Below are 23,992 nucleotides of genomic sequence, written 5' to 3'. Positions count from 1 at the left end.
CTTACTACCTCCTAATTACTTTGTCTTATTTCCAGTTGCATCACCATAGCCTTCGCGAATCCTTGATCAGATACAGCCAAAGAAGCTCTTACTTCTTTACCCATTGCATGACCTAAAGAGTCCTTAGCACCAAAAAAGTATAAAGGCACTTTATAGTAAGTACACATATTACTAAACATTTTTTTGGTATTATCTGACGCATCCTCCGCTACAATTACCAAAAATGCATCACCCGATTTAACCGCCTTTTCGGTGGAAAACTCTCCGCTCGCTATTTTTCCTGCCTTTGTTGCTAATCCAATTAGAGAAAATATCTTATCTTGCTTCAAGTTGCTCCAACTCCTTTTCAAGGCTATCATATATATCTTGAGGTATCGTGCATTTTAATGAACGCTCTAAGCCCTTGTTTTTCTTAGCCTTTAGCAGGCACTCCTTAGAGAAACATATATATGCACCTCTACCATTTTTCTTACCAGTAGCATCTATAACGATTTCACCTTCCGTCGTTTTTAAAATTCTTACCAGTTCTTTTTTACTTTTCATTTCATTACAGCCTATACATTTACGCATAGGTATCTTTTTTATAGTACTCACTCTATCACATCCTAAGTGGTTTATTCTTGGTGACACTAAGTCACATGGTTTTATGCAGCCGCGCATACAAAATAAGCATTTAAATTATATCTTGAAACAAGCTACACCTTGATACCATTTCTATTTTCGTAATTAGCAAAAACTATATTTCTCCCAAAGACTCTATTTGTTCACTGACTTCTTTTGCCTGTGATTCGCTCTTAATATCTATCTTAAAACCAGTAAGCCTTGCCGCAAGTCTTGCATTTTGCCCTTCTTTACCAATAGCCAATGACAATTGATAATCTGGAACTACTACATTTGCAGTCTTAGCATCCGCATCAGCTACTACTGATACTACTTTGGCCGGACTTAAAGCATTTTCAATTAATACAGCTGGGTTGTCACTCCAGTTAATTATATCAATCTTTTCACCTCGCAACTCATTCACAATTGCATTAACTCTGGCACCGTTTAATCCCACACATGCTCCCACAGGGTCAACATCCGGATTATTGGACCATACGGCAATCTTTGTTCTTGAGCCTGCCTCTCTTGAAATGCTCTTTATTTCAACAATTCCATCCTTTACCTCTGTGACTTCTGCTTCAAACAGCCTTTTCACCAACTCGGGATGAGTTCTTGATACTAAAATTTTAGGTCCTTTTGTTGCATCCTTCACTTCTAATATATAAAGCTTAATTCTTTCTGTTGGTTTAAACACTTCTCCTTTAACCTGCTCATTTTCATTCAGCATAGCATCTACCTTGCCAAGATTAATACTTACATTTTTGCCAACATATCTTTGGACAATACCTGTTACAACATCTTTTTCCTTTGCGTAATATTGATTAAATAATATCTTTCTCTCTTCCTCACGAATTTTCTGAAGAATTACGTTCTTTGCATTCTGCGTTGCTATACGACCAAATTCCTTAGATTGTATTTCAACGTTTACAATATCTCCTAGTTCATATTTGCTATCAATCAGCTTTGCATTTGCAAGACTTATTTCTATTACACTATCCTGCACTTCATCAACCACTGTCTTCTCAGCAAACACAGAAAATTTGCATGTATCTCTGTCTATATATACTTTTACGTTGTCCGCTTTTCCAAAATGGTTCTTGCAAGCTGTAATTAATGAATTTTCTATTGCTTCAATTAATGTATCCTTACTAATATCTTTTTCTTTCTCCAATATATTTAACGCTTCTAATAATTCATTGCTGTTGTTCATTGTTTTATCCTCCTGCTCCTTTTAAAAATCAAACGCAAGTCTTATTAATGCTATATCAGCTCTTGCTATATTCATTTCTGTTTCATCTTCAAATTCTAAAGTTACACTAGCTTTATCATATGACTTTAAAATTCCCATAAATTCTTTCTGCTTATCAATTGCTTTGTAAGTTCTTACTTCTACTTCCTCTCCAAGGCTTCTCTCAAAATCTCTTTCTTTCTTAAGTGGTCTGCCAAGTCCAGGTGAACTAACTTCTAAAATATATGCACCATCTATAAAATCCTCTCGATCCAAAATTTCTCCTAATGCCCGGCTTACTACCTCACAATCATCTACTGTTATTCCACCCTCTTTATCTATATAGGCTCTTAAATACCAATTAGAACCTTCTTTTACATACTCTACATCAACAAGTTCATATTTATTTACCTTGATTATAGGCATCAGTATTTCTTCTACTCTTCTTTCATATTCTTCTCTCTTTGACATAGTACACCACCTTTCTATAACCATTAAATAAGAGTGGACTCACGCCCACTCTTATTCCTGTCAATTCATATCATACTCATTATAACACCATATTTATACAATTACAAGGGTTTTTAATTTATTTATATAATATTAAGCTTTATGTAAAACTAAGTGTATGGGTTATGAAGCAACTTCTACCTATTCGCATATTGTGCCTCCTGCACAGAGTGGTTTCTATATCATAGAAATCAAAACTTTTATGCGTTACCACAACAAGGTCTTTCCCATGAAATAAAAAACACTTAAAACCTATGTAGTATAGATTCTAAGCATCCTTGGGTTGGGCTATTCTTTCAAATAGTCAGTAGCTCGTAGGGGAATCGAACCCCTGTTTCTGCCGTGAGAGGGCAGCGTCTTAACCGCTTGACCAACGAGCCACATACAGTGTCTCTGAATGACACTTGTATATAATATAATAAAACTTTACAAAAAGCAAGTACTATTTTCATTTTTTTTAAAATTAGGCTTTTATCATTTTTTTTGCTACTTTTTCAAATATCTTTTCTTCTACAAACGGAAGTGCCATGGAAGAATTCAAAAGATCAGCCAAAATGAATATAGTGGCTCTTTTTAAACCCGTTATCTTTGACATACATGTTTCATTCATTTGAATATGTTGTATCTTCTCATATCGAATTGATAAACAAGTCTTATTAAAAATACCCCTTGATATAATTAAATATTTCTCTCCAACATAATATCCAACTGTATAGTAGGAAAAAATATAGCCCACCACGATTATAATAAAAAAACTGCCAAGCGCCACCCACTCGATCCAACTTGGTATAGCTACAAAATAGTTAATAATTAAAAGTATAATCACAGAAACTATTAATTCAACCAGTATGTTAAAAGCTATATGCAGACGATACTTAGTTGATTGCTTTTCGATTGGTTTTTCAACGAAATCTTCAAATTCGGGCAAAAGAACAGCCATATACATCTTAACCTCTTCCTTTGTACAAGAAAGCAAAAGACTGGAACTTTCATTTTTTTCATCTCCCGTCCCAATATTAATCGCTTCAACCTGATATCTTCCAAAAATCCTTGAAAAGAATGGTTGTATTACTCTAATACCATTAATCTTATCTACCGGAATCGTAAGCATATTCTTACGCAATAACCCATAATCAAGCTGAATGCGTTCACCCTTTCGTCTCACCTTAAAGCCATAAAATTTAAAGAATCCTATAGACAAAGTGTATATTGCTGATATTATTGCAATTAATATAGCTGCCAACCCACCCAGTGCATCTTTAACAAGATCATGAATAGTATAATTGGTTTCACCATATCTCACCAGAAAGAAAGCTCCAACAACTCCTCCAATTAGAAAAAGAACGCTAAAAATATTCGCTGTATAAAAGCAATTCATAACAATACTTTTTAAAGAATATGCAACGTCAAAATCATTGTCTTCGATTTCTAATAAATCTGTTACCTCTACTTGTCCCATCAAAGACATAATTTCTCTTTTAAATTCAATTGCCTTTAGCTTAGAAAATACTATTTTTATGTCAGTTTTATCAGCCAATGCAGAACTATTTGTGTCTATTTTAATCTTATACGTTCCTATTAAGCGTTCAAATAAAGATTGCTCCATATCAATATTTGATATATTACTAATTGTATATGTATTTTTACTTTTGTTTAATGTATTTCGTTCCACAATAAGCAGACCTCTTTCAAGGCATATCGTAGTTTTATACCAGCGATTCAAATGAAACAGTAATACAATAAAAAACAAAAATAGAACTATCCCAAATCCAACAAAATAGGCTCTTACTTCCATTTGAAACAGATCCGAAATATTATCTATAATATTATCTAATTGTGCTAACACAATTGCAAATAAAACACCTAGTAGTCTGCCGGCATTTTCTAAAACAATGCTGATATGACACCTCATTTTATTTTGTTCCATTTTAAATCTCCCTGATGTCATTGGTTTTAAGTTGATTATATAATTTCTTTTTTAATGCAACCGCATTAATACGTTTTTGTAATGCTTCTACAATAAATTCTGCCTGCCTATCTTCTAAATATTTAATTGGAATTGTACTTCCTGCCGTAGTTACCTTTACTTCTGCCAAACCAAAAAGGTGATTGACAGGTCCTTTACTAATCTCAATATTATGCAATCGTTCAATTGGGACAATATGCCGTTCTATACAGACGAATCCTTCCTTCACATCTATACATTCATCATTAATTAGATAGGCATATCTGTTGTAACGAATCGGAGGTCCTACTATAAAATTAAGTATTAACAACCCATCTATCCCAAATATCATATATCGAACAATCGTAAAATCCCTAGGAATTACTAAATGCAGTAAAATCGTCAAACTAAATACTGCAATTAGCGTTCCTATCAAGGAAGCTACATACATACTTCCTATTGCTTTTTTACTTAATTTTTCATAAATCATTATAAATCTCCCATTATCTTTTAACTATATTCATCTAATATCCTACAGCTAACACTTATGGCAGCAACATTAAAAAACTTCTTTGAATATCATTTGTCTGTGCAAGCATTGCCTGATTAACTTGTATTAATATATTGTTTTTGGCAAATTGAACCATAGCCGCTGCAATATCCGTATCTCTGATTCGACTTTCTGCTGCCTGTAGATTCTCTGCCTGATTATCATTATTTGAAATTGTATATTCCAGGCGATTCCCATACGCGCCAATTTTAGAACGTATCTTTGATACATTCTTTATTGCAGTGTCATAAATGTCTGTAGCCTTTGATGCGTCCTCATGATTTGAAACATCAACACCTTCAATTCCCAAGTCAGAAGCCTTTGCACCATTAATTTTCAAATTAATCGACTGCCCCTCATTTGCTCCAACCTGAAGATTCAACCCTTTTGTATTGTCTCCGATGCTTCCATCAAGTATATTCTTTTTATTAAACTGTGTACTTGAAGCCGTTCTGCTAATCTCACTTGTTAATGCATCAATTTCTTCTTGTATCGACTGCCTGTCAATTGTCTGATTTGTGTCATTTGCTGCTTTTACCGATAGCTCTCTCATTCTTTGCAACATGCTTTGAATGCTCTCAAGTGCAGAATCCGCAGTCTGTACAAGTGAAATTCCATCCTCCGCATTATTCGAGGCTTGATTTAATGCTCTTATCTGTGCTCTCATTTTCTCTGATATGCACAATCCTGCCGCATCATCTGCCGCACTATTAATCCTATATCCACTTGACAATTGTTTTATAATTTGTGCCTGATTATGCAAAACCTTACCTAAATTTCTTGTGATGTTCATTGACATCATATTATGCTGAAGTACCATAACTCATCTCCCTTTCAAGTGATCCTTAATTAAAAGTATTACCCTACTAATCCTAAGTATATCACAATATATGGAAGAAAAAAAGAGTGCATACAGCACTCTTTACAATACTTTGTTTAGAAAATCTATCGTTCTTGAATTTTGAGGGTTGTTAAATATCTCCTCCGGTTTTCCTTCCTCAACTATATATCCACCATCCATAAATATTACTCTATTTGACACTTCTCTTGCAAAGCCCATTTCATGTGTCACTACTACCATAGTCATTCCATCTGCTGCAAGCTGTTTCATTACCTCAAGAACTTCTCCAACCATTTCTGGATCAAGTGCACTGGTTGGTTCATCAAATAACATAATATCAGGATTCATTGCTAGTGCTCTTGCAATAGCTACACGCTGCTTTTGCCCTCCTGAGAGCTTTGTAGGATATACATCTGCTTTATCTTCAAGTCCAACCCTTTTTAGTAATTCAAAAGCTTTTTTCTTGGCTTGTTCCTTATTACTTTTCTTAAGTTCTATGGGAGCAAGCATAATATTTTCAATAACTGTTAAATTAGGGAACAAGTTGAAATGTTGAAATACCATTCCGATATTTTCTCTTACTTTATTAATATCTGTTTGTTTATCCGTAATATCAAAACCGTCCACAATCACCGTTCCACCAGAGATCTTCTCTAATCGATTCAAACACCTTAGAAAAGTACTCTTCCCTGATCCTGATGGACCAATTAGACATACTACCTCACCCTCTGCAATCTCAACATTCATTCCCTTTAATACTTCCAAATGTCCAAAGCTTTTTACAAGACCATTGACACTAATTTTACTTGCCATAAGATATTCTCCTTTCTAATGCTTTAGCAATCTTAGAAAGAGTCGTAATAACAATTAAATACATAACCCCTATGATGGCCCACATCTTAAAAGTCTCATAATTTCTTGCAATTATAATACTTCCTGCTTTAGTAAGCTCTGGAAAACCTATCACAGATAAAATAGAGGTATCCTTTAGTGTAATAATAAACTGATTAATGATCGATGGAATCATTACTCGTATTGCCTGTGGAAGTACTACCCGTCTCATAGCTGTTCCATAAGGCAGCCCTAAACTCCTTGCCGCCTCCAACTGCCCCTTATCAATCGACTGAATGCCAGCTCTTACTATTTCTGCCATATAAGCACCTGCATTTAAGCTAAGAGAAATAATTCCTGCAATGAGTGCATCAAGCTTAATTCCTGTTGCCAACGGAATTCCAAAGTAAATAAAGAATGCTAATACAATTAATGGAACTCCTCTTATTGCATCAATATAAACATTTGCTACAACATGCATCCATTTCTTTTTTGAAACATTGAGCAATCCAAACAACAAACCAATCAATGATGCAAAAACTAATGACAATAACGTGAGCTCCAGGGTCTTACCCATTGCTGTCAACAATGTCATATAATTCTCTTTTAATAACCCAACTATCGACATATCACTACCTGCTTTCTAAATATAAATATACTTAAGTGATAACGCGTGCATCATCTGAAACACGTGTCATCCATTTAAGAATATTTGTATTGCTTTATTATTTTGTATATTTTTCTATAATCTCATCATAGGTTCCGTTCGCTTTAATGTTAGCCAGCCCTTTGTTAAACATTTCAAGTAATTCTGAATTTTTATCCTTAGATACTGCAAATCCATATGAGCTACCAGACTCTTTGATATCACCTGGCATCTGTAATTTAGCTCCTTGCTTAATGTTATAAGCCATTACCGGATAATCTTCAAAGCAAGCTACTGTATTTCCAACAATTACATCCTGATACATATTTGGCGAATCAGAAAATTCAGTTATTTCAAAACCATATTGCTCCATAATTGATTTAGCAAAATCGGCTCCCTTAGTTCCTGTTTTAACAGCAACCTTTTTACCTGACAAATCTTCATAAGAAGAAATATCAGAATCTATAGCTACAGCCATTGTAACATTTGACTCATAATAAGAATCAGAAAAATCATATTTCGCTTTTCTCTCTTCTGTGATTGACATGCCAGCTATCACACCATCAGCCTGTCCAGCCTCTACCGCAAGCAAAGCCGCATCAAATCCCAATGAATTAAGCTCATATTCAAATCCTTGATCCGTTGCTATTGCATCCAAAAGTTCAACATCAATTCCAACAAATTTATTACTTGCATCGGTAAACTCAAATGGAGCAAACACAGTATCTGTGGCTATAATATATTTATTTGAGTCACTGGTTGTTTCCTGTGAATTCTGCTCTGAAGCAGCAGATTCATTACTCTTGCTGCCTGAACACGCTGCTGTCAATGCCAAGGCCAAAGTTGTCATAAATAGTATCACGTTTTTAAATTTTTTCATATATTTCCTCCTTAGGTTCGTATCTGTGTTAAAATTATAGAGTTCAAAATTATTAACAAACAATTCCAAACTCTTCTCCATATATCAAGCCTATATACACTTTTATAACTTAAAACACATATAACAATATACCATAATGGTACTTTTCAGTCAAGAAAAAACAAAAAAGCGCACATACAATATGTGCACTCTTTTAATTATTAAATACTAATTAGTTTGTTTTTGTCTCAGTTGTTGCGCCTGTTGTTTTGTCAGCAGCATTTGTATCTGTTGCGTCTTTACCTTCTTCTGTTGCTTCTACTTCTGTACTATCAGCATTTTCTTCTGTTGCTTCTACTTCTGTACCTTCTGTGCTTTTTTCATCTTCAGCTTTTGTATCTTCTTTAAGATCTTTTGCAGCATCCTTTGTAGCATCAGTAGTGCTTTCAGTTGATGTTCCAGTAGATGTTCCAGTAGATGTTCCAGTAGTAGATTCTGTTGAAGTTTCAGTGTTTGTATCAGTTGATGTAGTAGTATCTTTACTTCCACATGCTACAGCTGATAATGCTAATGTTGCAACTGCCATAATTGTTGCTAATTTCTTCATTGATTTTTTCATAATAAAAATCCTCCTAGATTCATATGGGTATATCCCTTTTATATGTAATGAGATATGATTTCATTTCATTCATATCTGAACACGAGAACAATTTACCACAGACACATTTCATAGTCAAATCTTTTTTATTTACACAAATTTTATTAAAAATCACAATATTTTTTACATTTTTACCCTTATTAAATTGTTTTATCATCATAAATTAAATAACAAGTTACTGTAAATTGTGAATTTTATTTGAACTCGTTTGTATATTTCGTATGATTTTTACTATTTTTATATTTAATTTTTGTTTAATATTATTTTGATTTTCAACGTTTTTTTGTGACTTATGCCCTGATCATAAGAAAAATGTCATATTTTCTTAAGTTTTTGCATAATAAATCTTAATATAATTGATAAACAACAAAATAAGCGATAGAATTAACTATTTAAATTCTTTCGCTTATTTTTATATTTAAGTAACGATTGGAATACAAATTACTAGTCTTTAATATAAAATTTATGTACGTAAGCAGAACTATAAGCCGGGTCATGTCTTGAATGATCATCTATCTAGGTTCTATGTCACCATAGAACTCAAGCGACCTACCTAAAGCCGGCGGGCAACCGTATGCTTATGTTCGGTCTTGCTTCGAATGGGGTTTACATATGCCTTTCCTGTTACCAGTAAAGCGGTAGTCTCTTACACTGCCCTTCCACCCTTACCGAAAATCTCGGCGGTATATTTCTGTTGCACTAGCCTTGGAGTCACCTCCACCAGACGTTATCTGGCATCCTGCCCTATGAAGCCCGGACTTTCCTCACCTGCGGTCTTTCGACACCTACAGCCGCGATCATCCATTCTACTTACGAAAAAATATTCTAACATAATATAACACAGGTTGCAACCATTTTATTTCATTAATCCAAATATATATTTTCTTTAGCCTTTAGAGCCAAATATAGCACTTCATTTACGGGTGTAGGTACATGATATTTCACTCCATATTCTATCACAGTTCCTGCAAAATAATCTATCTCTGTTTTTCTCATGGCTTCCACATCCTGAAGCATAGATGTTTTACCTTCCGGTGTGAAATTTAAAATTACTTCCTCAATATGTGTAATATCTTCCATTGTGATCTTTACATTTGCTGCCTTTGCCAATTCTAATACTTCCATCATGGCGTTTCTAAAAAGAGTAAACAATTCTTTATTTCTTCCAAAATATTTAAATTTAGCACCTGTGATTGCAGATGCTTGATTTACACCGACATTAAGCATCCATTTTCTCCATTGCATGCGTTTCATATCAGAATATACTTTTGCCTTGATACCCGCTTTTGTTAAATAGCAAAGTACATCCTCAACTTCCTTCGCCTTGACCGTATTGTCCTCGTATCCAAATTGTATAACTCCATCATCCGTATTAACAATTCCCTCTTCTGTTCGAATCGCATCTATTCCCATAGATAGACCTAGCATTATCTTTGCCTTTGGGTATGCCACACACAATCTGTCACTTGCAGTAATGCCATTTAGCAATGGCAATATAATTGTACCAACCTTTACTAAATTTTGAATATCTTCAATCGCCTGCTCTAAATCATAATTTTTAACTGCGATTATAATTAAATCCATTTTATGCTTTGTTTCAGAAGGTTCAATTAACTGAGGATAATATGTCATTTGATTTACTTTAATACCATTTTGCTCAATACGTTTTTTACGGCTGTCTCCTGCAACTACATAAAATTCCATACCATAAGTATTATGTAAATGCATTGCATATACTCCTCCAACAGCACCCGTTCCTATTAATGCAGCATTTCGAATCGACATGATTTATTCCTTTCTACTAAATCTATACATGAAAACAGCTTCCTCCTACAAATTCTCTAAGAATCGAATTTTTAGGAATCTCATCACTTCCAATTGCCAGAAAATAGTCTAAAAATTTCAGTAATCGCTTTGCTTCAAGATACTCCGGCTCATTTTTATCAATGCCAAAGAGCAAAGGCTCTGCATACATTTTCAATACAGCCAATTCATAGATTAAAGCAGAGTTAAACATAACATCAGCTTCTTCTTGATATGGAAAGATATTTTTTTCCTCACCACGCCTTACCGAATACCACATATCAATTGTCTGTTTTGCATTAATTCCTCTGGTTCTTGCATCTCGAACCATTCTTCTTATTAATCTGCCATCGGTACTGGGAATTCTATTATGTTCATCAATATTTAGCTGGGTAAGTGCACTGATATAAATTTTATATTTATTTTCTCTTGGAAGAGCATAAGATAATTGATCATTCAAGCAATGTATTCCTTCAATTACCAACACATCATCCTTACCTAATTGTTTATAATTTCCTCTGTATTCTCTCTTCCCTGTTTTAAAATTATAAACTGGTAATTCAATTTTTTCTCCTTTAAGCAGTGCAGTCATATCTCGATTAAATAACTCAACATCAATTGCCTCTAAGGCTTCAAAATCATATTTTCCAAATTCATCCCTTTTTACCTCTTCCCGATTAATAAAATAGTCATCAACCGGAATAGGATGAGGCTTTAAACCAATGGCACGAAGCTGAATTGATAACCTGTGTGAAAAAGTAGTCTTACCTGAAGAAGATGGTCCGGCAATCATAACAAATTTAATCTTGGGATTATTCGCAATATTTTGTGCTATTTCTACGATTTTCTTCTCCTGTAAAGCCTCCTGAACTAATATTAATTCACTTGCAGTACTAGAAACAATCTGATCATTTAAAGCACCAACAGTTCCAATTTCCAGCATATCTCCCCATTTTGTGGATTCCTTTTGAACCTCAAACAACTTTTCCTGAGGCTCAAAAGGTGGCACTACGCTAGGTTCTTTGCTTGTCGGCAACTGTAATACAAAACCGTCTTTATATAGATATAATTCAAAATATTTAATTACTCCAATGTTTTGAACCATAAATCCATAAAAATAATCTTCAAAATGATCCAAACTATATATATTTACCTTGGAAGGCCTTCTATATTTGAAAAGCCTTTCTTTATCTGTCATACCATATTTATTAAACAATCTGATCGCATCTTCCGTGTGAATTGATCTTTTTATCACCGGCAATTTAAGTACTGCAATTTCGCGCATTTTACTTTTCACTTTTTCAATAAAAATCTCGTCCACTGTAACATTTCCATCAATCGTAAAGTAATAACCTTTGCTTACTGAATAATGAATTTTCACATTACTAATCTTATTCTTGCCCGCAACTTCATATACAGCCTTTAGTAATAAAAGAGTTGCACTTCTTCGATATGTCATATTGCCAACTGTATCCTTTATTGTTACAAATGATATTGTACATGGCTCCTTTAATTTTTTATGAAGCTCTCTTAACCTATTATCTACCGTAACTAACACAATTTCATATTCATAGTGGCTTTGATATTCTTCTGCTATTATGCTAAAGGCAGTGCCATACGGATACTCCTTTTCTTCTCCGTCAATTAATACCTTAATGTTCTCATTTTCCATGCTGATACCTCCTTTTATACCTATAGTATTCGAAAGGGACTACTGATTTCTTCTGCAAACACTTCGATCTCATCAATTCGGCTATTAAAGTAATCTTGCATATATTTCACAAAAATATGCTCTATTCCATAATGCCCGGCATCAATAATAATAAGTCCTTGTGCCACTGCATCAATCCCTTCATGATGACCAATATCACCTGTTATCATAACATCTGCTTGTGATTGTATTGTGTTTTGAATATAGCTTTTTCCCGATCCTGGCAATACAGCAACCCTTTTTATTTTTGCATTACAATCTCCAAATACTTTAACGGATTCGATTGTGAAAACTTCTTTCACATACTGGCATAAATCATTTACAGTCATTTCATTTGGCAGACATCCCACCTTACCGATTCCGTGTGTTTCATCTGTCTTTTCTAATATTTCTAAATTTGTAAGCTTCAAATATTCTGCTGCCAAATCTGCCATTACAGAAACATCAAAGTTTGTATGCATGGCATAATAGATCATATCAGCCTTAATCAGCTTAATGATTCTTCGACCAATAAAATCGTCCCCTGTCATACTTTTTATGGGGTTAAAAATAAGAGGATGATGTGTCAAAAGCAAATCAGCCTGATTGCTGATAGCAGCCTCAATAACCTCGTCAGTTGCATCAAGTGCAATATATACTCTTTTAATTTCTCTTGTACGTGTTCCTACCAACAAGCCTACATTATCCCATGCCTCTGCCATAGAAAGTGGTGCAATCTGCTCTAAAAATTCTATTAATTGATTACACTTCATAAAAGCTCATAGCCTCCTTAATATATTTTATTTCTTGTTTAATTTCATTGCTACGAGTCAAGGCACTTTGTTGATTATTTGCTAAAAGCTTATCTAAAATGCTTATATATGTTTGCAATTCCTTATGCAAAAAATGTTTTAATACTTCATTTCTGCTCTCTAATAAACCTTTTCCATACTTATAAAATACAGTTCGATCATAGTCTATGCAAACTCCCTTAATTGCTTTCATCATTGGATAGAATTTGCCTTCCTCTTCTATCATATGCTCCTGAGTAATTGTATATTTTTCACGAATCAGAAACCGTCTAACCTGCTCAATTTCCGACTGTGGCTGTAAAATAAATTCTTTAAAATGCGGCAATACTTGTTCCCCATTAGTTATAATATGAATAACCAGCCCGCCTCCCATTCCAGCAATAACAAGAGTATCTCCCTCTCCCTGTTTTAAAGCTGCCACACCATCTGAGAGCCTAGTTTCTATATGTCCTTCTAAATTATGCTCTCCAATATGCTCTTTTGCCCTTTGAATTGGTCCTTGATTGATATCCAAAGCAATTGCAGAAGGTATTTGCCCTTTTTCTATTAAATAAATTGGCAAATACCCATGATCTGTTCCTACATCTACTAATCTGTTCCCTTTACTTACCATATCTGCGACAGCAGATAATCGATTTGATAGTTGCATGTTACCTCCAAAACAAACCTATTTGACTGCATCGATTATACGTACAGTCCCTATTATTCTAAATAATCCTTTAATTTACGACTTCTGCTTGGGTGTCTCAGCTTTCGAAGAGCCTTAGCTTCAATCTGTCTAATTCTTTCTCTTGTTACATTAAATTCTTTTCCTACCTCTTCCAAGGTCCTGGCACGCCCATCATCCAATCCGAAACGAAGTCTTAGTACTTTCTGTTCACGTTCGGTTAAAGTATCAAGTACTTCAACTAGTTGTTCCTTTAAAAGAGTAAAGGCTGCTGCATCAGCAGGAACCGGAATATTTTCATCCTGAATAAAATCTCCCAGATGACTATCCTCCTCTTCGCCAATCGGAGTTTCCAAAGAAACTGGTTCCTGTGAAATTTTAAGAATTTCTCTTACTCTCTCTACCGGAAGTCCCATTTCCTTTGAAATTTCCTCTGGTGACGGCTCACGTCCCATATCCTGTAACAGTTGTCTGGATACACGTATTAATTTATTAATGGTTTCGACCATATGAACCGGTATCCGAATTGTTCTGGCTTGATCTGCTATTGATCTTGTAATAGCCTGCCTGATCCACCACGTTGCATATGTACTGAACTTATACCCCTTTCTATAGTCAAACTTATCCACTGCCTTAATAAGACCAAGATTTCCTTCCTGAATTAAATCTAAAAACAACATTCCTCTGCCGACATATCGTTTTGCTATACTGACAACAAGTCTAAGATTTGCTTCAGCCAACCTCTTTTTTGCATCTTCATCTCCAATTTCCATTCTTTTTGCCAGCTCAATTTCTTCCTCTGCACTAAGAAGAGGTACTTTACCAATTTCCTTTAAGTACATTCTGACTGGGTCTTCTATACTAATCCCATCTGGAATCGTCAAATCCAATGTATCAATTTCCACCTCCTCTTCCAATAATAAAGGTTCCTCCTCATTCTGATCATCATCCTCAGTAATTCTTAATATATCAATATGATTTTGTTCAAGAACATCCAATACTTGTTCAAATTCTTCTGGTGATAATTCCATATCTTGAAAAAAGTCATTAATCTCTTTATATTCCAGCACATTTTTTTTCTTCTTTGCAAGTTCTAATAGTTCTTTCACCATATCGCTAAGTTTTATTATATTTTCTTGCATGCCTTTCACCCTTCTATAATCTTTTTATTCTAACCCTAATCCAAAGATATATGCAATGTTCTTAGCTTCTCTATCATTTTCTTTCCCTCTGTCAATCTTTGCATCTCCATAACGAAGTCCTTGGAGTTTAAATTAGAGCTTTTATAAATCAGACTATTTTCTTTAACCCTTACAATAGTTTCATGTAAAGCCTTTTCTTTATCACTTTTCGATTCTACAAATTTTGGCTTTGTGTTAAACAATGCAGCAACCAATTTGTGTTCTTCTTCGTCTGTAAAATGATTAATAATCTTAGCAGGATTGACCTCATTTTTTTCAAGCTGCTCAAATAGTATACAGGCTACCATATTATATAAGCTTTCTGTAAAATCATCAGGAGTAATATATTGCTTAATTTTATCATATAGGCCTTCCTCCTCAATTAAATATGTGATTAAAATTCTTTGTGACTTAAGCACTGCGTCATCCTTTGGCTTAGCATTATGAAAGTTTATCTTTTCCTTGTCCCTTACGGGCATTCCTCCTAACTTGATACCTACGCGATTGACTAACTGTCTTAAATTTTCATATCCTGTATGATATTTTTCTGCTACTGCTCCAATATAATTGTCTCTTGTTAAATCATCTTCAAATTCCAATACCTTTTTTGCTACCTCTTGAAAAAATTTACTTTTACTCTCTGGATCTTTCATATCATATCCATATTCCATTACTTCTAATTCAAACATAAAGCTACTCGTTGCATTTAAAATACGTTCTTCATAAGCAGTAGCTCCAAGGTTTTTAATAAATTCATCAGGATCTTTATACGGCTTCATATCTATTATTTTTACGCTCATACCAACATCTTTCAGAATCGGAATTGCTCTTTGTGCCGCCTTAATACCTGCACCATCGCTATCATACGTAATATACACCTGTTCTGTATAGCGCTTCATTAAATTGGCATGTCCCTCCGTTAGCGACGTTCCAAGCGATGCGACCGCATTGACAAATCCTGCCTGATGTAACGCAATCACATCCATATATCCTTCACATAATAATAAATAATTTTTTCTAGATGTTCTTGCAAAATTTAATCCATATAAATTTCTGCTTTTGTCAAAAACCTTTGTTTCTGGAGAATTTAAGTATTTCGGACTTCCTTCTCCCATAACTCTGCCACCAAATCCTATTACTTTGTTATTCACATCCATAATCGGAAAAATAACTCTATTCCAGAACTTATCGTACACTCCCTTTTTCTCATCTATATTAAACAATCCAGTTTGTTTTAATATTTCATCCGAATAGCCTTTATCCTTAAGAAACTGGTATAATTCATTACTATATTTACTAGAATAGCCAAGTCCGAATTTTTTAATCGTTTCATCACTTAATTCTCTAGTTGTTAAATAACCATAAGCTGCTTTACCAATCTCACTTTTTAACTGATAATAAAAATAATTGGCTGCCTGCTTATTAATTTCTAATATAGTTGTCTTTAAGTCCGCCTGTTTCCTAGCTTCGGCTGAATATTCTATTTCAGGTAATTCTACCCCTACTCTGTCCGCTAAATATTTAATTGCTTCTTGAAAAGTATAATTTTCGTACTCCATTACAAAGGTAAAAACATTTCCTCCGGCACCGCAGCCAAAACAATAATACATTTGTTTACTTTGTGAAACGGAAAATGAAGGAGATTTTTCATTATGAAACGGGCACAAGCCAAAATAGGAACTTCCTTTTCTTTGAAGCTTTACATAGTTAGATATCACATCTACGATATCATTTTTCATTCTCACTTCTTCTACTATATCCTCTGGGTAAAACATATCTGCTCCTCCGATAACCTATATAAAACTTAATATATTTTCCATGAATTAGGCATAAAATACTGAGCAAATCTTGACATTGCATATTGATCAGTCATTCCGGCAATATAATCACATACTACCCGCTCTACATTTTCATTTTTAATCTCTATCATATCTCTATATTCCTTTGACATATCCTGAGTATGCTTCATATAATAACCAAACAATTCAATTAACATACTCTTTGCCTTTATTTCCTCACTTTTGGCTTTCGGATTACGATATACATTTTCAAACATAAATTCTCTTAATTCTTTCATCGCTTTTTCTACTTCAAAAGACATAGTAATATCCGGCTTTGCATAGCTGTTTCTTACAATATCATGTATAATTGTATTTAAACGGTCTTTAGAAGAGGAACCTAATATTTTTCTATATTTCTTTGGTATATCTTCTTCTACTAATATATGCCCTCGAATAGCATCATCAATATCATGATTTATATAGGCTATTTTATCTGAAAGTCTAACTATTTTACCTTCGAGAGTAGAGGGTTTTCCATGTGTTGGATGGTTGAGAATTCCATCTCTTACTTCCTTTGTCAGGTTTAACCCCTCTCCCCCTTTTTCCAGTATCTCAACGACTCTTATGCTTTGTTCGTAATGCCTAAATCCCTGACTACAAACACTGTTAAGAGCACTTTCCCCTGCATGTCCAAATGGAGTATGTCCAAGATCATGCCCAAGAGCTATTGCTTCAACCAAATCCTCATTTAACCGAAGTGCTTTGGCAATGGTTCTCCCCGTTTGCGCTACCTCTAAAGTATGTGTAAGCCTTGTTCTGTAATGATCTCCCTCTGGTGATAAAAAAACCTGAGTTTTCTGTTTCAGCCGCCGAAAGGACTTGCAATGTAATATTCTGTCTCGATCTCTTTGATATACTGGTCTTATATCACACTGAGGCTCGTCCACATCTCTTCCTCTTGAGTTTTTGCTTAGTGCTGCGAATTCACTTAAATAATCAGACTCCCATTCTTCTAAGCTTTCCCTGATTGACATGATACTTCACCTATCTTTCTATATAAAAACTTATTTCACTGTGTACCGAATAAATAAAGCTCTATTATACAAAATTAATACTCTTATTATATATATTCTACAAAGAATTGCAAAATCCTTTCTTGTCTAACAAAAATAATTTATATATATTATTTGATTGGTTTTGTACTACTATTTAACTTTTTAAAATTGGGACTTATATCCTGACTTGAATTTTTAAGTTTATTTATATGTTGATTTACTTTCTTTTTAATATTAAATGGCTTTCCATTTATATCTATATAATCCATTTACTGAATTTAACCTCTCAATTCTATCTCTAATTATATCTTATATTTGTAAAACATTCCTCTTATTATAATTTAAGTGCATCAATCCGTCAATGTGTCAACTTTCCCATTAATTTTGAAATATTATTTTTAAAATCAAAAGAAAATGCAACTAATATCTTATATACTAGCTGCATTTTCTTTTATTGCCTATTCTAAGACAATTATATTCATTTATTGATATTATTATAAATTAGTTTAAAGTCAAATTATGATACAATTTCTCATATTCTTTTGCTGATGCTTTCCATGAAAAATCTTTTGCCATACCTCTGTCAATCACTTTATTCCACTCGCGTTTTCTATTGTAAAATATATGCATCGCATATTGGATTGTATGAAGCATTTCGTGCGCATTATAATTTGTAAAGCTAAACCCAGTTCCTGTACCCTCATACTCATTATAAGCCTCAACTGTATCCTTTAAGCCTCCTGTTTCCCTGACAATCGGTACAGTACCATATCTAAGACTCATTAGCTGGCTCAAACCGCAAGGTTCAAATAACGACGGCATCAAAAACGCATCGCATGACGCATATATCTTATGTGACATTTCTTCTGAATAAAAGATATTAGCAGATACTTTATTATGATATTTCCAATCAAAGTGGCGAAACATATTTTCATATTTTTCATCACCTGTTCCAAGTACTACCAATTGTACATCCAAAGAACATAGTTCATCCATAACATACGCTATCAAATCAAACCCTTTTTGATCTGTAAGTCTAGAGACAATGCCAAGCATAAATTTCTTAGGATTTACTTCCAAACCTAGCTCTTCTTGCAAGGCAATTTTGTTTTTAACCTTTTCTTTTCTAAAATTCTTGAGGTTATAATTTTTACTAATTAAACTGTCTGTTTCCGGATTATATTCATGGTAATCAATACCATTTACAATACCGGTAAGTACATTGGATCTAGCATTCATAAGTCCATCTAAATGTTCTCCATAAAAGCTTGTTTTAATCTCATTCGCATAAGTATGACTTACTGTAGTAATAGCGTCAGCATATACTAAGCCCCCCTTTAAAAGGTTGGCATCTCCGTAAGCCTCAAGCTTGTCAGGTGCAAAATAATACATAGACAATCCTGTTATATCTCTTGTTGTCTTTAAATCCCATATTCCTTGAAATTTTAAATTGTGTATGGTCATAATCGTTTTTATGCCTGAGAAAAATTCACTTTGATAAAACCTGTCTTTTAAATAGACTGGAACAAGACCTGTCTGCCAATCATGGCAATGAATGATATCAGGCTTAAATCCGATTAATGGTAAGGCAGATAATGCTGCTTTTGAAAAAAAAGTAAATTTTTCAATATCAGTAAACATCTCACCATACGGTTTATCGCCTGTCAGATAATATTCATTATCAATAAAATAAATCTTAATACCCTCATATTTCGTCTCCAGTATTCCAACATACTGATTTCTCCATGCCAAATCCATGTAAAAATGTGTTATGTATTTTAACTGGCTTTTAAACTTGTCTGATATACATAAGTATTTGGGTATCATTACTCTTACATCGAATTCTTTTTTATTAAAATATTTTGGCAAAGAACCTACTACATCTGCCAATCCCCCTGTTTTAATAAAAGGAACTGCCTCTGAAGCAACAAATAAAATATTCTTCATACTAATACCTCCAAGCCTTGTTTTCCTATTGAAGTTAAATCCCCAAGCAATAAACTTTCATGAACACCCCTGTAGGATTTGATACTTAATAGACATATTATACCTCAAAACAAGGAGTAATTAAAGTATTAAGGTATTTTAAATCCCATTAATTAACAAGGCTATCGTTTACTTTATACTCTAATCTTATTTTATCTGCTATTAAAGCTACGAACTCTGAATTAGTTGGTTTTCCTTTGCCCGTATTAACTGTGTAACCAAATAATGCATCAATGGTATCCATTTTCCCACGACTCCAAGCCACTTCAATTGCATGTCTAATTGCACGTTCTACTCTGCTTGGTGTTGTTTGATGCATTTTGGCAATTGTTGGATATAATATTTTAGTAATTGAATTAAGCATTTCCATATCATTTACCGACATAATAATCGCATCTCTTAAATACTGATAACCTTTTATATGAGCAGGAACTCCAATTTCATGTATAATATTTGTGACGTCAGACTCCAAATTTCTTGAAACATATTCCCTTTTATTTTCATATGCATTCACTTTTCTTACTTCCTGCACATGTTTCGTTGTATTTCTCTTGACATTTTTAATACGGTTTAAAACCATTGTATTATCAAAAGGTTTCATAATATAATAATTAGCCCCCAAGTTAAACGCATCTTCTGTTATTCCTTCTTGACCAACTGCTGTAATAACAATAAATGCAGGATGCTTCTTCATGGTAGTATCTCGATTCACTTTGTCCATAAGGCTTAACCCATCCATTTTAGGCATTATAATATCCAGTAAAACTACATCTGGTTCTTTCTCCTTAATGATATTGTATGCTTCTTCACCATTTCTAGCCTTTCCAACTACTTCTAATTCTGCATCATTACTTATTATTTCATCAAGTAAATCTACAACTCTCGAATTATCATCAGCAATAGCAACATTTAACTTACCCATTATAACTCCTCCTTAGATATTTGTTTCCCTTATAGTTCTTTTTTCGAAAAATTACTTGGCGCCATTCTTCATTTTTTTATAAAAAACTAATTGTATTATATAAATATTAATTTTGTTTAGCAACTCATATTTGTCGCACTTTTCGACACCTGATTTTGCGCTCAAGCAACACTTTACATATAATACAACCGATATATTTAGCATTTTCGTTCTATCTATTTTTATAGTATAAACTTATTATACGCTAATTCAAGAAATAATAACATATAATTTTTTCGACTTTATTCGACATTGTCTGACTCTATCATATTTTCAATAAATATGCCAAATCCTTTTGTCGAATCCTGAATAAAAACATGAGTTACAGCACCAATTATTTTATTATTTTGAATAATAGGACTTCCACTCATTCCCTGCACTATACCACCTGTAATTTTTAGAAGATTCTCATCTGTAACTTTTAGTACAATTCCTTTATTTACATTATTTTCTCCTGAATTTACTTCAATAATTTCAACATCATAATCTTTAACCTCTCCCTCAACATCACATCTGATATATGCCGGGCCTACCTTGATATCCTGCTTTAAGCCTACCTCCATACTACTGTTCTTAGTAAATTTTTGTAATAATTTGCTTGAAACCCCAAAAATGCCTTCCGTTGTATTACTTGTAATGTCACCTAAAATATTGGTTTTATTATAGTCTATGGTACCAGTCAATTCCCCCGGGATTCCTTTTTCGCCTTTTATAATTGAAACAATATTGGTTTGATACAAGTTTCCTGATTTCAACTCCATTAATGTACTGGTATCCACATCATTAATTCCGTGACCTAAAGCTCCAAATTTTCCATCTTCATTAATAAAAGTTAAAGTTCCTATTCCTTGTGTATTGTCTCTTACCCATATACCCAGCTTATATTCGTTTAAAGTAGTCTGTACTGGAGCAATTTTAATACCAATCATTTCTCCATTCCTCCGAATATTTAAGACAATATCCTCTGTTCCATATTCATTAATCAAATCAATAAGTTGGCTTTTATTATTAACTGAAATGCCATTTACTCCAACAATATAATCTCCCGATTTCACCAGCTTATAAGATGGTTCATAATTCAATCCGTCTATTGCACTTACTACACTTGTACCTATGATTAAAACACCATCCGTCTGAATATAAATTCCGATAGGTTCCCCACACGGTATCACATATTGCTTTTCTACTATATCAATTTTGATATTCTTCAAATTAATTAATCCAAATAACTTACATGCCATAATAAAACTTCCGCTGCTACCCGATTTTAGTGTAAATGGCTGCTGCATATTAATTTTAACTTGATTGGAGGGAATATTTGATTTTTCCATATCTGATACTTCTATTACACTTTTAATAAATCCATTCACTGGTAGTCCAAAATCAAATTGCTGTTCTTGATTTGCAACAATATTTATCTCATCTGGCAATGCTTTTTTAATAGAATGATATAATAAGCCAGCAATTACTGTAAAAAAAAGAAAAATAACCATCCATAATATTTTGTCTATATATTTGCTATTCTTCATAAATGCCCTCCGCTTAAATTATTCTCTAACAAATATCTTGCAACACGATATTTGACAAATTAATACAAAAAAAGAATATACTTAATATATATCCTTTTTTATTATCTGTTTTTATGAGATTTTAACACTAGGCATTTTTTGTACGAGTTGCCAATTCTTTCATTTCTTTTGCACTTTGAATAACTGTTTCTGTTATCTTTGCACCACCTAAAATTCTTGCAAGCTCCATAATTATTTCTTTTTTGTTTAATTTTCGAATGGATGTTATTGTTTTATTTTTATTAACAATTTTTTCTATCATAAAATGTGTATCTGCCATTGCAGCAATCTGAGGTAAGTGCGTAATGCATAATACCTGATGAGACTGGGCAATAAGTGCCATCTTCTCTGATACCCTTTGTGCCGTTCTTCCGCTGATTCCAACATCAATTTCGTCAAATATAAGTGTTCCTGTTTCATCTTTATCTGATAAAACGGTTTTTATTGCCAGCATAATTCTCGAAAGTTCCCCACCTGATGCAATTTTTCCTAATGGCTTAATTGGTTCTCCTGGATTTGTTGAAATCATAAACTCTATTTCGTCAAATCCATTTTGTGTATAATGGTTTAGCTTAATGAACTCTATTTCAAATTCTACATTCAAGAAATTAAGTTCAACCAGATTATCTTTTATTCTAAGTGCCAATTCTTTGGCAGATTTTTTTCTGATTAGAGACATTTTTTCAGAACATACTTTCAAATTATTTTCTGCAATCTGTATTTCTTGTTTCAGCTCTGCTTTAAATTGTTCATATTCTGTTAACTGCAAAAGTCTGTTTTCTTGTTTCTCTTTATATTGTAGTATTTCTTCTATGCTTTTACCATATTTTGCTTTTAAATTATTAATCAAATCCAACCTATTTTCAGTCTCTTCGAACTCCTCATCTGAAAATTCCAGTTCTGACATATAATCGGAGGTTTCTCGATTAAAATCATTTAACAAGGAATCAATATCACGTAGTTGTCCACATAAATCTTTTAATTTTTTATCATAATCCACAAGGGAAGATAATTCTTTCAACGCTTTTCCAATAAACTCTCCAGCCGATTGGATGCCGTCGTATCCTGTCAAAGCATAGATATCGGATACTCCTTCGACAATTTTTTTTGAATTAGACATTCTTTTATGTAATTTTTCCAGTTCTATATCTTCGTCTATTTTTAATCCAGCATTTTCAATTTCATTTACTTCAAACTCTGCAAATGAAATTTCTCTTGCTTTTTGTTCTTCATCCAATTCATATTCTTTTAGCTGTTTATTCAATTTTTCATAAGTATGAAAAGCCTTTGCTACCTCTTCCTTTACTTGCAACAACTTTTGCCTTGCAAATTCATCTAAAATAGATAAATGATTTTTTTTGTATAATAGGGATTGATGTTCATGCTGACCATGTATGTCAAGCAAAATCTCAGCAGCTTCCTTTACCGTCCCCACTGTCACTGTCTCACCGTTAATTTTACTAATGCTTCTAGCATTCATAAGCTTTCTTGAAATAATAATTTGTCCATCTTCTGCAACATCAATTCCTAGCTCTTTGATGAGTTCTTTTTGCCTTTTGGTATCTAGTTGAAAAATAAGCTCAATTAATGCATATTCCGAATTCTCTCTTATAATTTCTTTCGATACTTTTGCTCCCAGAGCAAGACTAATAGAACCTATAATAATAGACTTTCCTGCACCTGTTTCACCAGTAAGAATATTAAGGCCTTCGTCGAAATCCACTTCGCATTCATCAATCAGTGCCAAATTTTTTACATGTAAATTAAGTAACATATTTCCACTCCTTACGTATGTATGTCTCTCTCCACACACTTTT

The 23,992-nt window shown here is 33.4% G+C and carries 22 protein-coding genes, 1 tRNA gene and 1 other RNA gene; all 24 read right to left on the bottom strand.

The genetic code is table 11. The features are described 5' to 3' along the window. Window positions 1–11 precede the first annotated feature (11 nt). The gene (locus C8E03_RS06175; RefSeq protein WP_094379542.1) at window positions 12–359 is read right to left on the bottom strand and encodes a L7Ae/L30e/S12e/Gadd45 family ribosomal protein; all 348 of its coding nucleotides are present in this window, start codon (window positions 357–359) and stop codon (window positions 12–14) included. After that, window positions 316–594, bottom strand: a complete 279-nt coding sequence (gene rnpM, locus C8E03_RS06170; RefSeq protein ID WP_094379544.1) for an RNase P modulator RnpM — start codon at window positions 592–594, stop codon at window positions 316–318. The genes C8E03_RS06175 and rnpM overlap by 44 nt, the downstream gene beginning before the upstream one ends. A 142-nt stretch (window positions 595–736) precedes the next feature. Continuing rightward, window positions 737–1,813, bottom strand: coding sequence for a transcription termination factor NusA (gene nusA / locus C8E03_RS06165; RefSeq protein ID WP_110290552.1), 1,077 nt, complete (start codon window positions 1,811–1,813; stop codon window positions 737–739). Between the two features lie 21 nt (window positions 1,814–1,834). Continuing rightward, window positions 1,835–2,302, bottom strand: coding sequence for a ribosome maturation factor RimP (gene rimP / locus C8E03_RS06160; RefSeq protein WP_094379548.1), 468 nt, complete (start codon window positions 2,300–2,302; stop codon window positions 1,835–1,837). 347 nt (window positions 2,303–2,649) lie between these two features. Further along, window positions 2,650–2,721 (bottom strand) — tRNA-Glu (locus C8E03_RS06155). An 83-nt stretch (window positions 2,722–2,804) separates the two neighbouring features. Next, on the bottom strand, window positions 2,805–4,268 hold the full coding sequence (locus C8E03_RS06150; protein ID WP_170122914.1) for a PH domain-containing protein: 1,464 nt from the start codon (window positions 4,266–4,268) through the stop codon (window positions 2,805–2,807). 1 nt (window position 4,269) lies between these two features. Further along, on the bottom strand, window positions 4,270–4,776 hold the full coding sequence (locus C8E03_RS06145; protein ID WP_094379552.1) for a PH domain-containing protein: 507 nt from the start codon (window positions 4,774–4,776) through the stop codon (window positions 4,270–4,272). Window positions 4,777–4,831: 55 nt separating this feature from the next. After that, window positions 4,832–5,656, bottom strand: a complete 825-nt coding sequence (locus tag C8E03_RS06140; protein ID WP_094379553.1) for a flagellin N-terminal helical domain-containing protein — start codon at window positions 5,654–5,656, stop codon at window positions 4,832–4,834. A gap of 102 nt (window positions 5,657–5,758) precedes the next feature. Beyond that, window positions 5,759–6,490 (bottom strand): amino acid ABC transporter ATP-binding protein, encoded by a 732-nt coding sequence (locus C8E03_RS06135; protein WP_094379555.1) that lies wholly within the window; start codon window positions 6,488–6,490, stop codon window positions 5,759–5,761. Continuing rightward, the gene (locus C8E03_RS06130; protein ID WP_094379557.1) at window positions 6,480–7,136 is read right to left on the bottom strand and encodes an amino acid ABC transporter permease; all 657 of its coding nucleotides are present in this window, start codon (window positions 7,134–7,136) and stop codon (window positions 6,480–6,482) included. The genes C8E03_RS06135 and C8E03_RS06130 overlap by 11 nt, the downstream gene beginning before the upstream one ends. Before the next feature lie 97 nt (window positions 7,137–7,233). After that, on the bottom strand, window positions 7,234–8,034 hold the full coding sequence (locus tag C8E03_RS06125; protein ID WP_094379558.1) for a transporter substrate-binding domain-containing protein: 801 nt from the start codon (window positions 8,032–8,034) through the stop codon (window positions 7,234–7,236). 211 nt (window positions 8,035–8,245) lie between these two features. After that, complete coding sequence (locus tag C8E03_RS21895; RefSeq protein WP_094379560.1) at window positions 8,246–8,632, bottom strand: hypothetical protein; 387 nt, start codon at window positions 8,630–8,632, stop codon at window positions 8,246–8,248. A 507-nt stretch (window positions 8,633–9,139) separates the two neighbouring features. Further along, an RNA gene (gene rnpB, locus C8E03_RS06115) (RNase P RNA component class A) lies at window positions 9,140–9,484 on the bottom strand. Window positions 9,485–9,535: 51 nt separating this feature from the next. After that, window positions 9,536–10,456 carry a ketopantoate reductase family protein gene (locus C8E03_RS06110; protein WP_094379561.1) on the bottom strand — a complete coding sequence of 307 codons (921 nt, stop codon included), beginning with the start codon at window positions 10,454–10,456 and terminating at the stop codon, window positions 9,536–9,538. A gap of 22 nt (window positions 10,457–10,478) precedes the next feature. Beyond that, the gene (locus tag C8E03_RS06105; protein WP_094379563.1) at window positions 10,479–12,146 is read right to left on the bottom strand and encodes a nucleoside kinase; all 1,668 of its coding nucleotides are present in this window, start codon (window positions 12,144–12,146) and stop codon (window positions 10,479–10,481) included. Between the two features lie 20 nt (window positions 12,147–12,166). Beyond that, entirely contained in the window at window positions 12,167–12,937 is a 771-nt protein-coding gene (locus C8E03_RS06100; RefSeq protein WP_094379565.1) for a Nif3-like dinuclear metal center hexameric protein, read from the bottom strand. Next, entirely contained in the window at window positions 12,927–13,625 is a 699-nt protein-coding gene (locus C8E03_RS06095; RefSeq protein WP_094379567.1) for a tRNA (adenine(22)-N(1))-methyltransferase, read from the bottom strand. The genes C8E03_RS06100 and C8E03_RS06095 overlap by 11 nt, the downstream gene beginning before the upstream one ends. Window positions 13,626–13,678: 53 nt before the next feature. Continuing rightward, window positions 13,679–14,785: an RNA polymerase sigma factor RpoD gene (gene rpoD, locus C8E03_RS06090; RefSeq protein ID WP_094379569.1), complete on the bottom strand. Its 1,107-nt coding sequence runs from the start codon at window positions 14,783–14,785 to the stop codon at window positions 13,679–13,681. A gap of 35 nt (window positions 14,786–14,820) precedes the next feature. Beyond that, entirely contained in the window at window positions 14,821–16,599 is a 1,779-nt protein-coding gene (gene dnaG / locus C8E03_RS06085) for a DNA primase (RefSeq protein WP_110290550.1), read from the bottom strand. Between the two features lie 29 nt (window positions 16,600–16,628). After that, entirely contained in the window at window positions 16,629–17,639 is a 1,011-nt protein-coding gene (locus C8E03_RS06080) for a deoxyguanosinetriphosphate triphosphohydrolase (RefSeq protein WP_094379573.1), read from the bottom strand. Window positions 17,640–18,161: 522 nt separating this feature from the next. Then, complete coding sequence (gene glgA, locus C8E03_RS06075) at window positions 18,162–19,607, bottom strand: glycogen synthase GlgA (RefSeq protein WP_094379575.1); 1,446 nt, start codon at window positions 19,605–19,607, stop codon at window positions 18,162–18,164. A gap of 148 nt (window positions 19,608–19,755) precedes the next feature. Next, complete coding sequence (gene spo0A, locus C8E03_RS06070) at window positions 19,756–20,568, bottom strand: sporulation transcription factor Spo0A (RefSeq protein ID WP_094379577.1); 813 nt, start codon at window positions 20,566–20,568, stop codon at window positions 19,756–19,758. A gap of 281 nt (window positions 20,569–20,849) precedes the next feature. Then, complete coding sequence (gene spoIVB / locus C8E03_RS06065) at window positions 20,850–22,136, bottom strand: SpoIVB peptidase (RefSeq protein ID WP_110290549.1); 1,287 nt, start codon at window positions 22,134–22,136, stop codon at window positions 20,850–20,852. A gap of 127 nt (window positions 22,137–22,263) precedes the next feature. Continuing rightward, window positions 22,264–23,949 (bottom strand): DNA repair protein RecN, encoded by a 1,686-nt coding sequence (gene recN / locus C8E03_RS06060; protein WP_094379580.1) that lies wholly within the window; start codon window positions 23,947–23,949, stop codon window positions 22,264–22,266. Between the last annotated feature and the right edge of the window lie 43 nt (window positions 23,950–23,992).

This window comes from Lachnotalea glycerini, assembly GCF_003201285.1.
GTDB lineage: Bacteria > Bacillota > Clostridia > Lachnospirales > Lachnospiraceae > Lachnotalea > Lachnotalea glycerini.
The sequence above is the reverse complement of the archived record's forward strand: the minus strand, read 5'-3'. Positions and strand labels throughout refer to the sequence as shown.

Bases quoted from the DNA above. Each gene is read 5' to 3' on its own strand.
- rimP (WP_094379548.1), bottom strand. From the start codon at position 2,302: ATGTCAAAGAGAGAAGAATATGAAAGAAGAGTAGAAGAAATACTGATG.
- C8E03_RS06145 (WP_094379552.1), bottom strand. From the start codon at position 4,776: ATGATTTATGAAAAATTAAGTAAAAAAGCAATAGGAAGTATGTATGTA.
- glgA (WP_094379575.1), bottom strand. From the start codon at position 19,607: ATGAAGAATATTTTATTTGTTGCTTCAGAGGCAGTTCCTTTTATTAAA.
- C8E03_RS06095 (WP_094379567.1), bottom strand. From the start codon at position 13,625: ATGCAACTATCAAATCGATTATCTGCTGTCGCAGATATGGTAAGTAAA.
- recN (WP_094379580.1), bottom strand. From the start codon at position 23,949: ATGTTACTTAATTTACATGTAAAAAATTTGGCACTGATTGATGAATGC.
- dnaG (WP_110290550.1), bottom strand. From the start codon at position 16,599: ATGTTTTACCCAGAGGATATAGTAGAAGAAGTGAGAATGAAAAATGAT.
- C8E03_RS06125 (WP_094379558.1), bottom strand. From the start codon at position 8,034: ATGAAAAAATTTAAAAACGTGATACTATTTATGACAACTTTGGCCTTG.
- C8E03_RS06110 (WP_094379561.1), bottom strand. From the start codon at position 10,456: ATGTCGATTCGAAATGCTGCATTAATAGGAACGGGTGCTGTTGGAGGA.
- C8E03_RS06140 (WP_094379553.1), bottom strand. From the start codon at position 5,656: ATGGTACTTCAGCATAATATGATGTCAATGAACATCACAAGAAATTTA.
- C8E03_RS06130 (WP_094379557.1), bottom strand. From the start codon at position 7,136: ATGTCGATAGTTGGGTTATTAAAAGAGAATTATATGACATTGTTGACA.
- C8E03_RS06150 (WP_170122914.1), bottom strand. From the start codon at position 4,268: ATGGAACAAAATAAAATGAGGTGTCATATCAGCATTGTTTTAGAAAAT.
- C8E03_RS21895 (WP_094379560.1), bottom strand. From the start codon at position 8,632: ATGAAAAAATCAATGAAGAAATTAGCAACAATTATGGCAGTTGCAACA.
- C8E03_RS06175 (WP_094379542.1), bottom strand. From the start codon at position 359: ATGATAGCCTTGAAAAGGAGTTGGAGCAACTTGAAGCAAGATAAGATA.
- C8E03_RS06100 (WP_094379565.1), bottom strand. From the start codon at position 12,937: ATGAAGTGTAATCAATTAATAGAATTTTTAGAGCAGATTGCACCACTT.
- spo0A (WP_094379577.1), bottom strand. From the start codon at position 20,568: ATGGGTAAGTTAAATGTTGCTATTGCTGATGATAATTCGAGAGTTGTA.
- rpoD (WP_094379569.1), bottom strand. From the start codon at position 14,785: ATGCAAGAAAATATAATAAAACTTAGCGATATGGTGAAAGAACTATTA.
- spoIVB (WP_110290549.1), bottom strand. From the start codon at position 22,136: ATGAAGAATAGCAAATATATAGACAAAATATTATGGATGGTTATTTTT.
- C8E03_RS06080 (WP_094379573.1), bottom strand. From the start codon at position 17,639: ATGTCAATCAGGGAAAGCTTAGAAGAATGGGAGTCTGATTATTTAAGT.
- C8E03_RS06105 (WP_094379563.1), bottom strand. From the start codon at position 12,146: ATGGAAAATGAGAACATTAAGGTATTAATTGACGGAGAAGAAAAGGAG.
- C8E03_RS06135 (WP_094379555.1), bottom strand. From the start codon at position 6,490: ATGGCAAGTAAAATTAGTGTCAATGGTCTTGTAAAAAGCTTTGGACAT.
- nusA (WP_110290552.1), bottom strand. From the start codon at position 1,813: ATGAACAACAGCAATGAATTATTAGAAGCGTTAAATATATTGGAGAAA.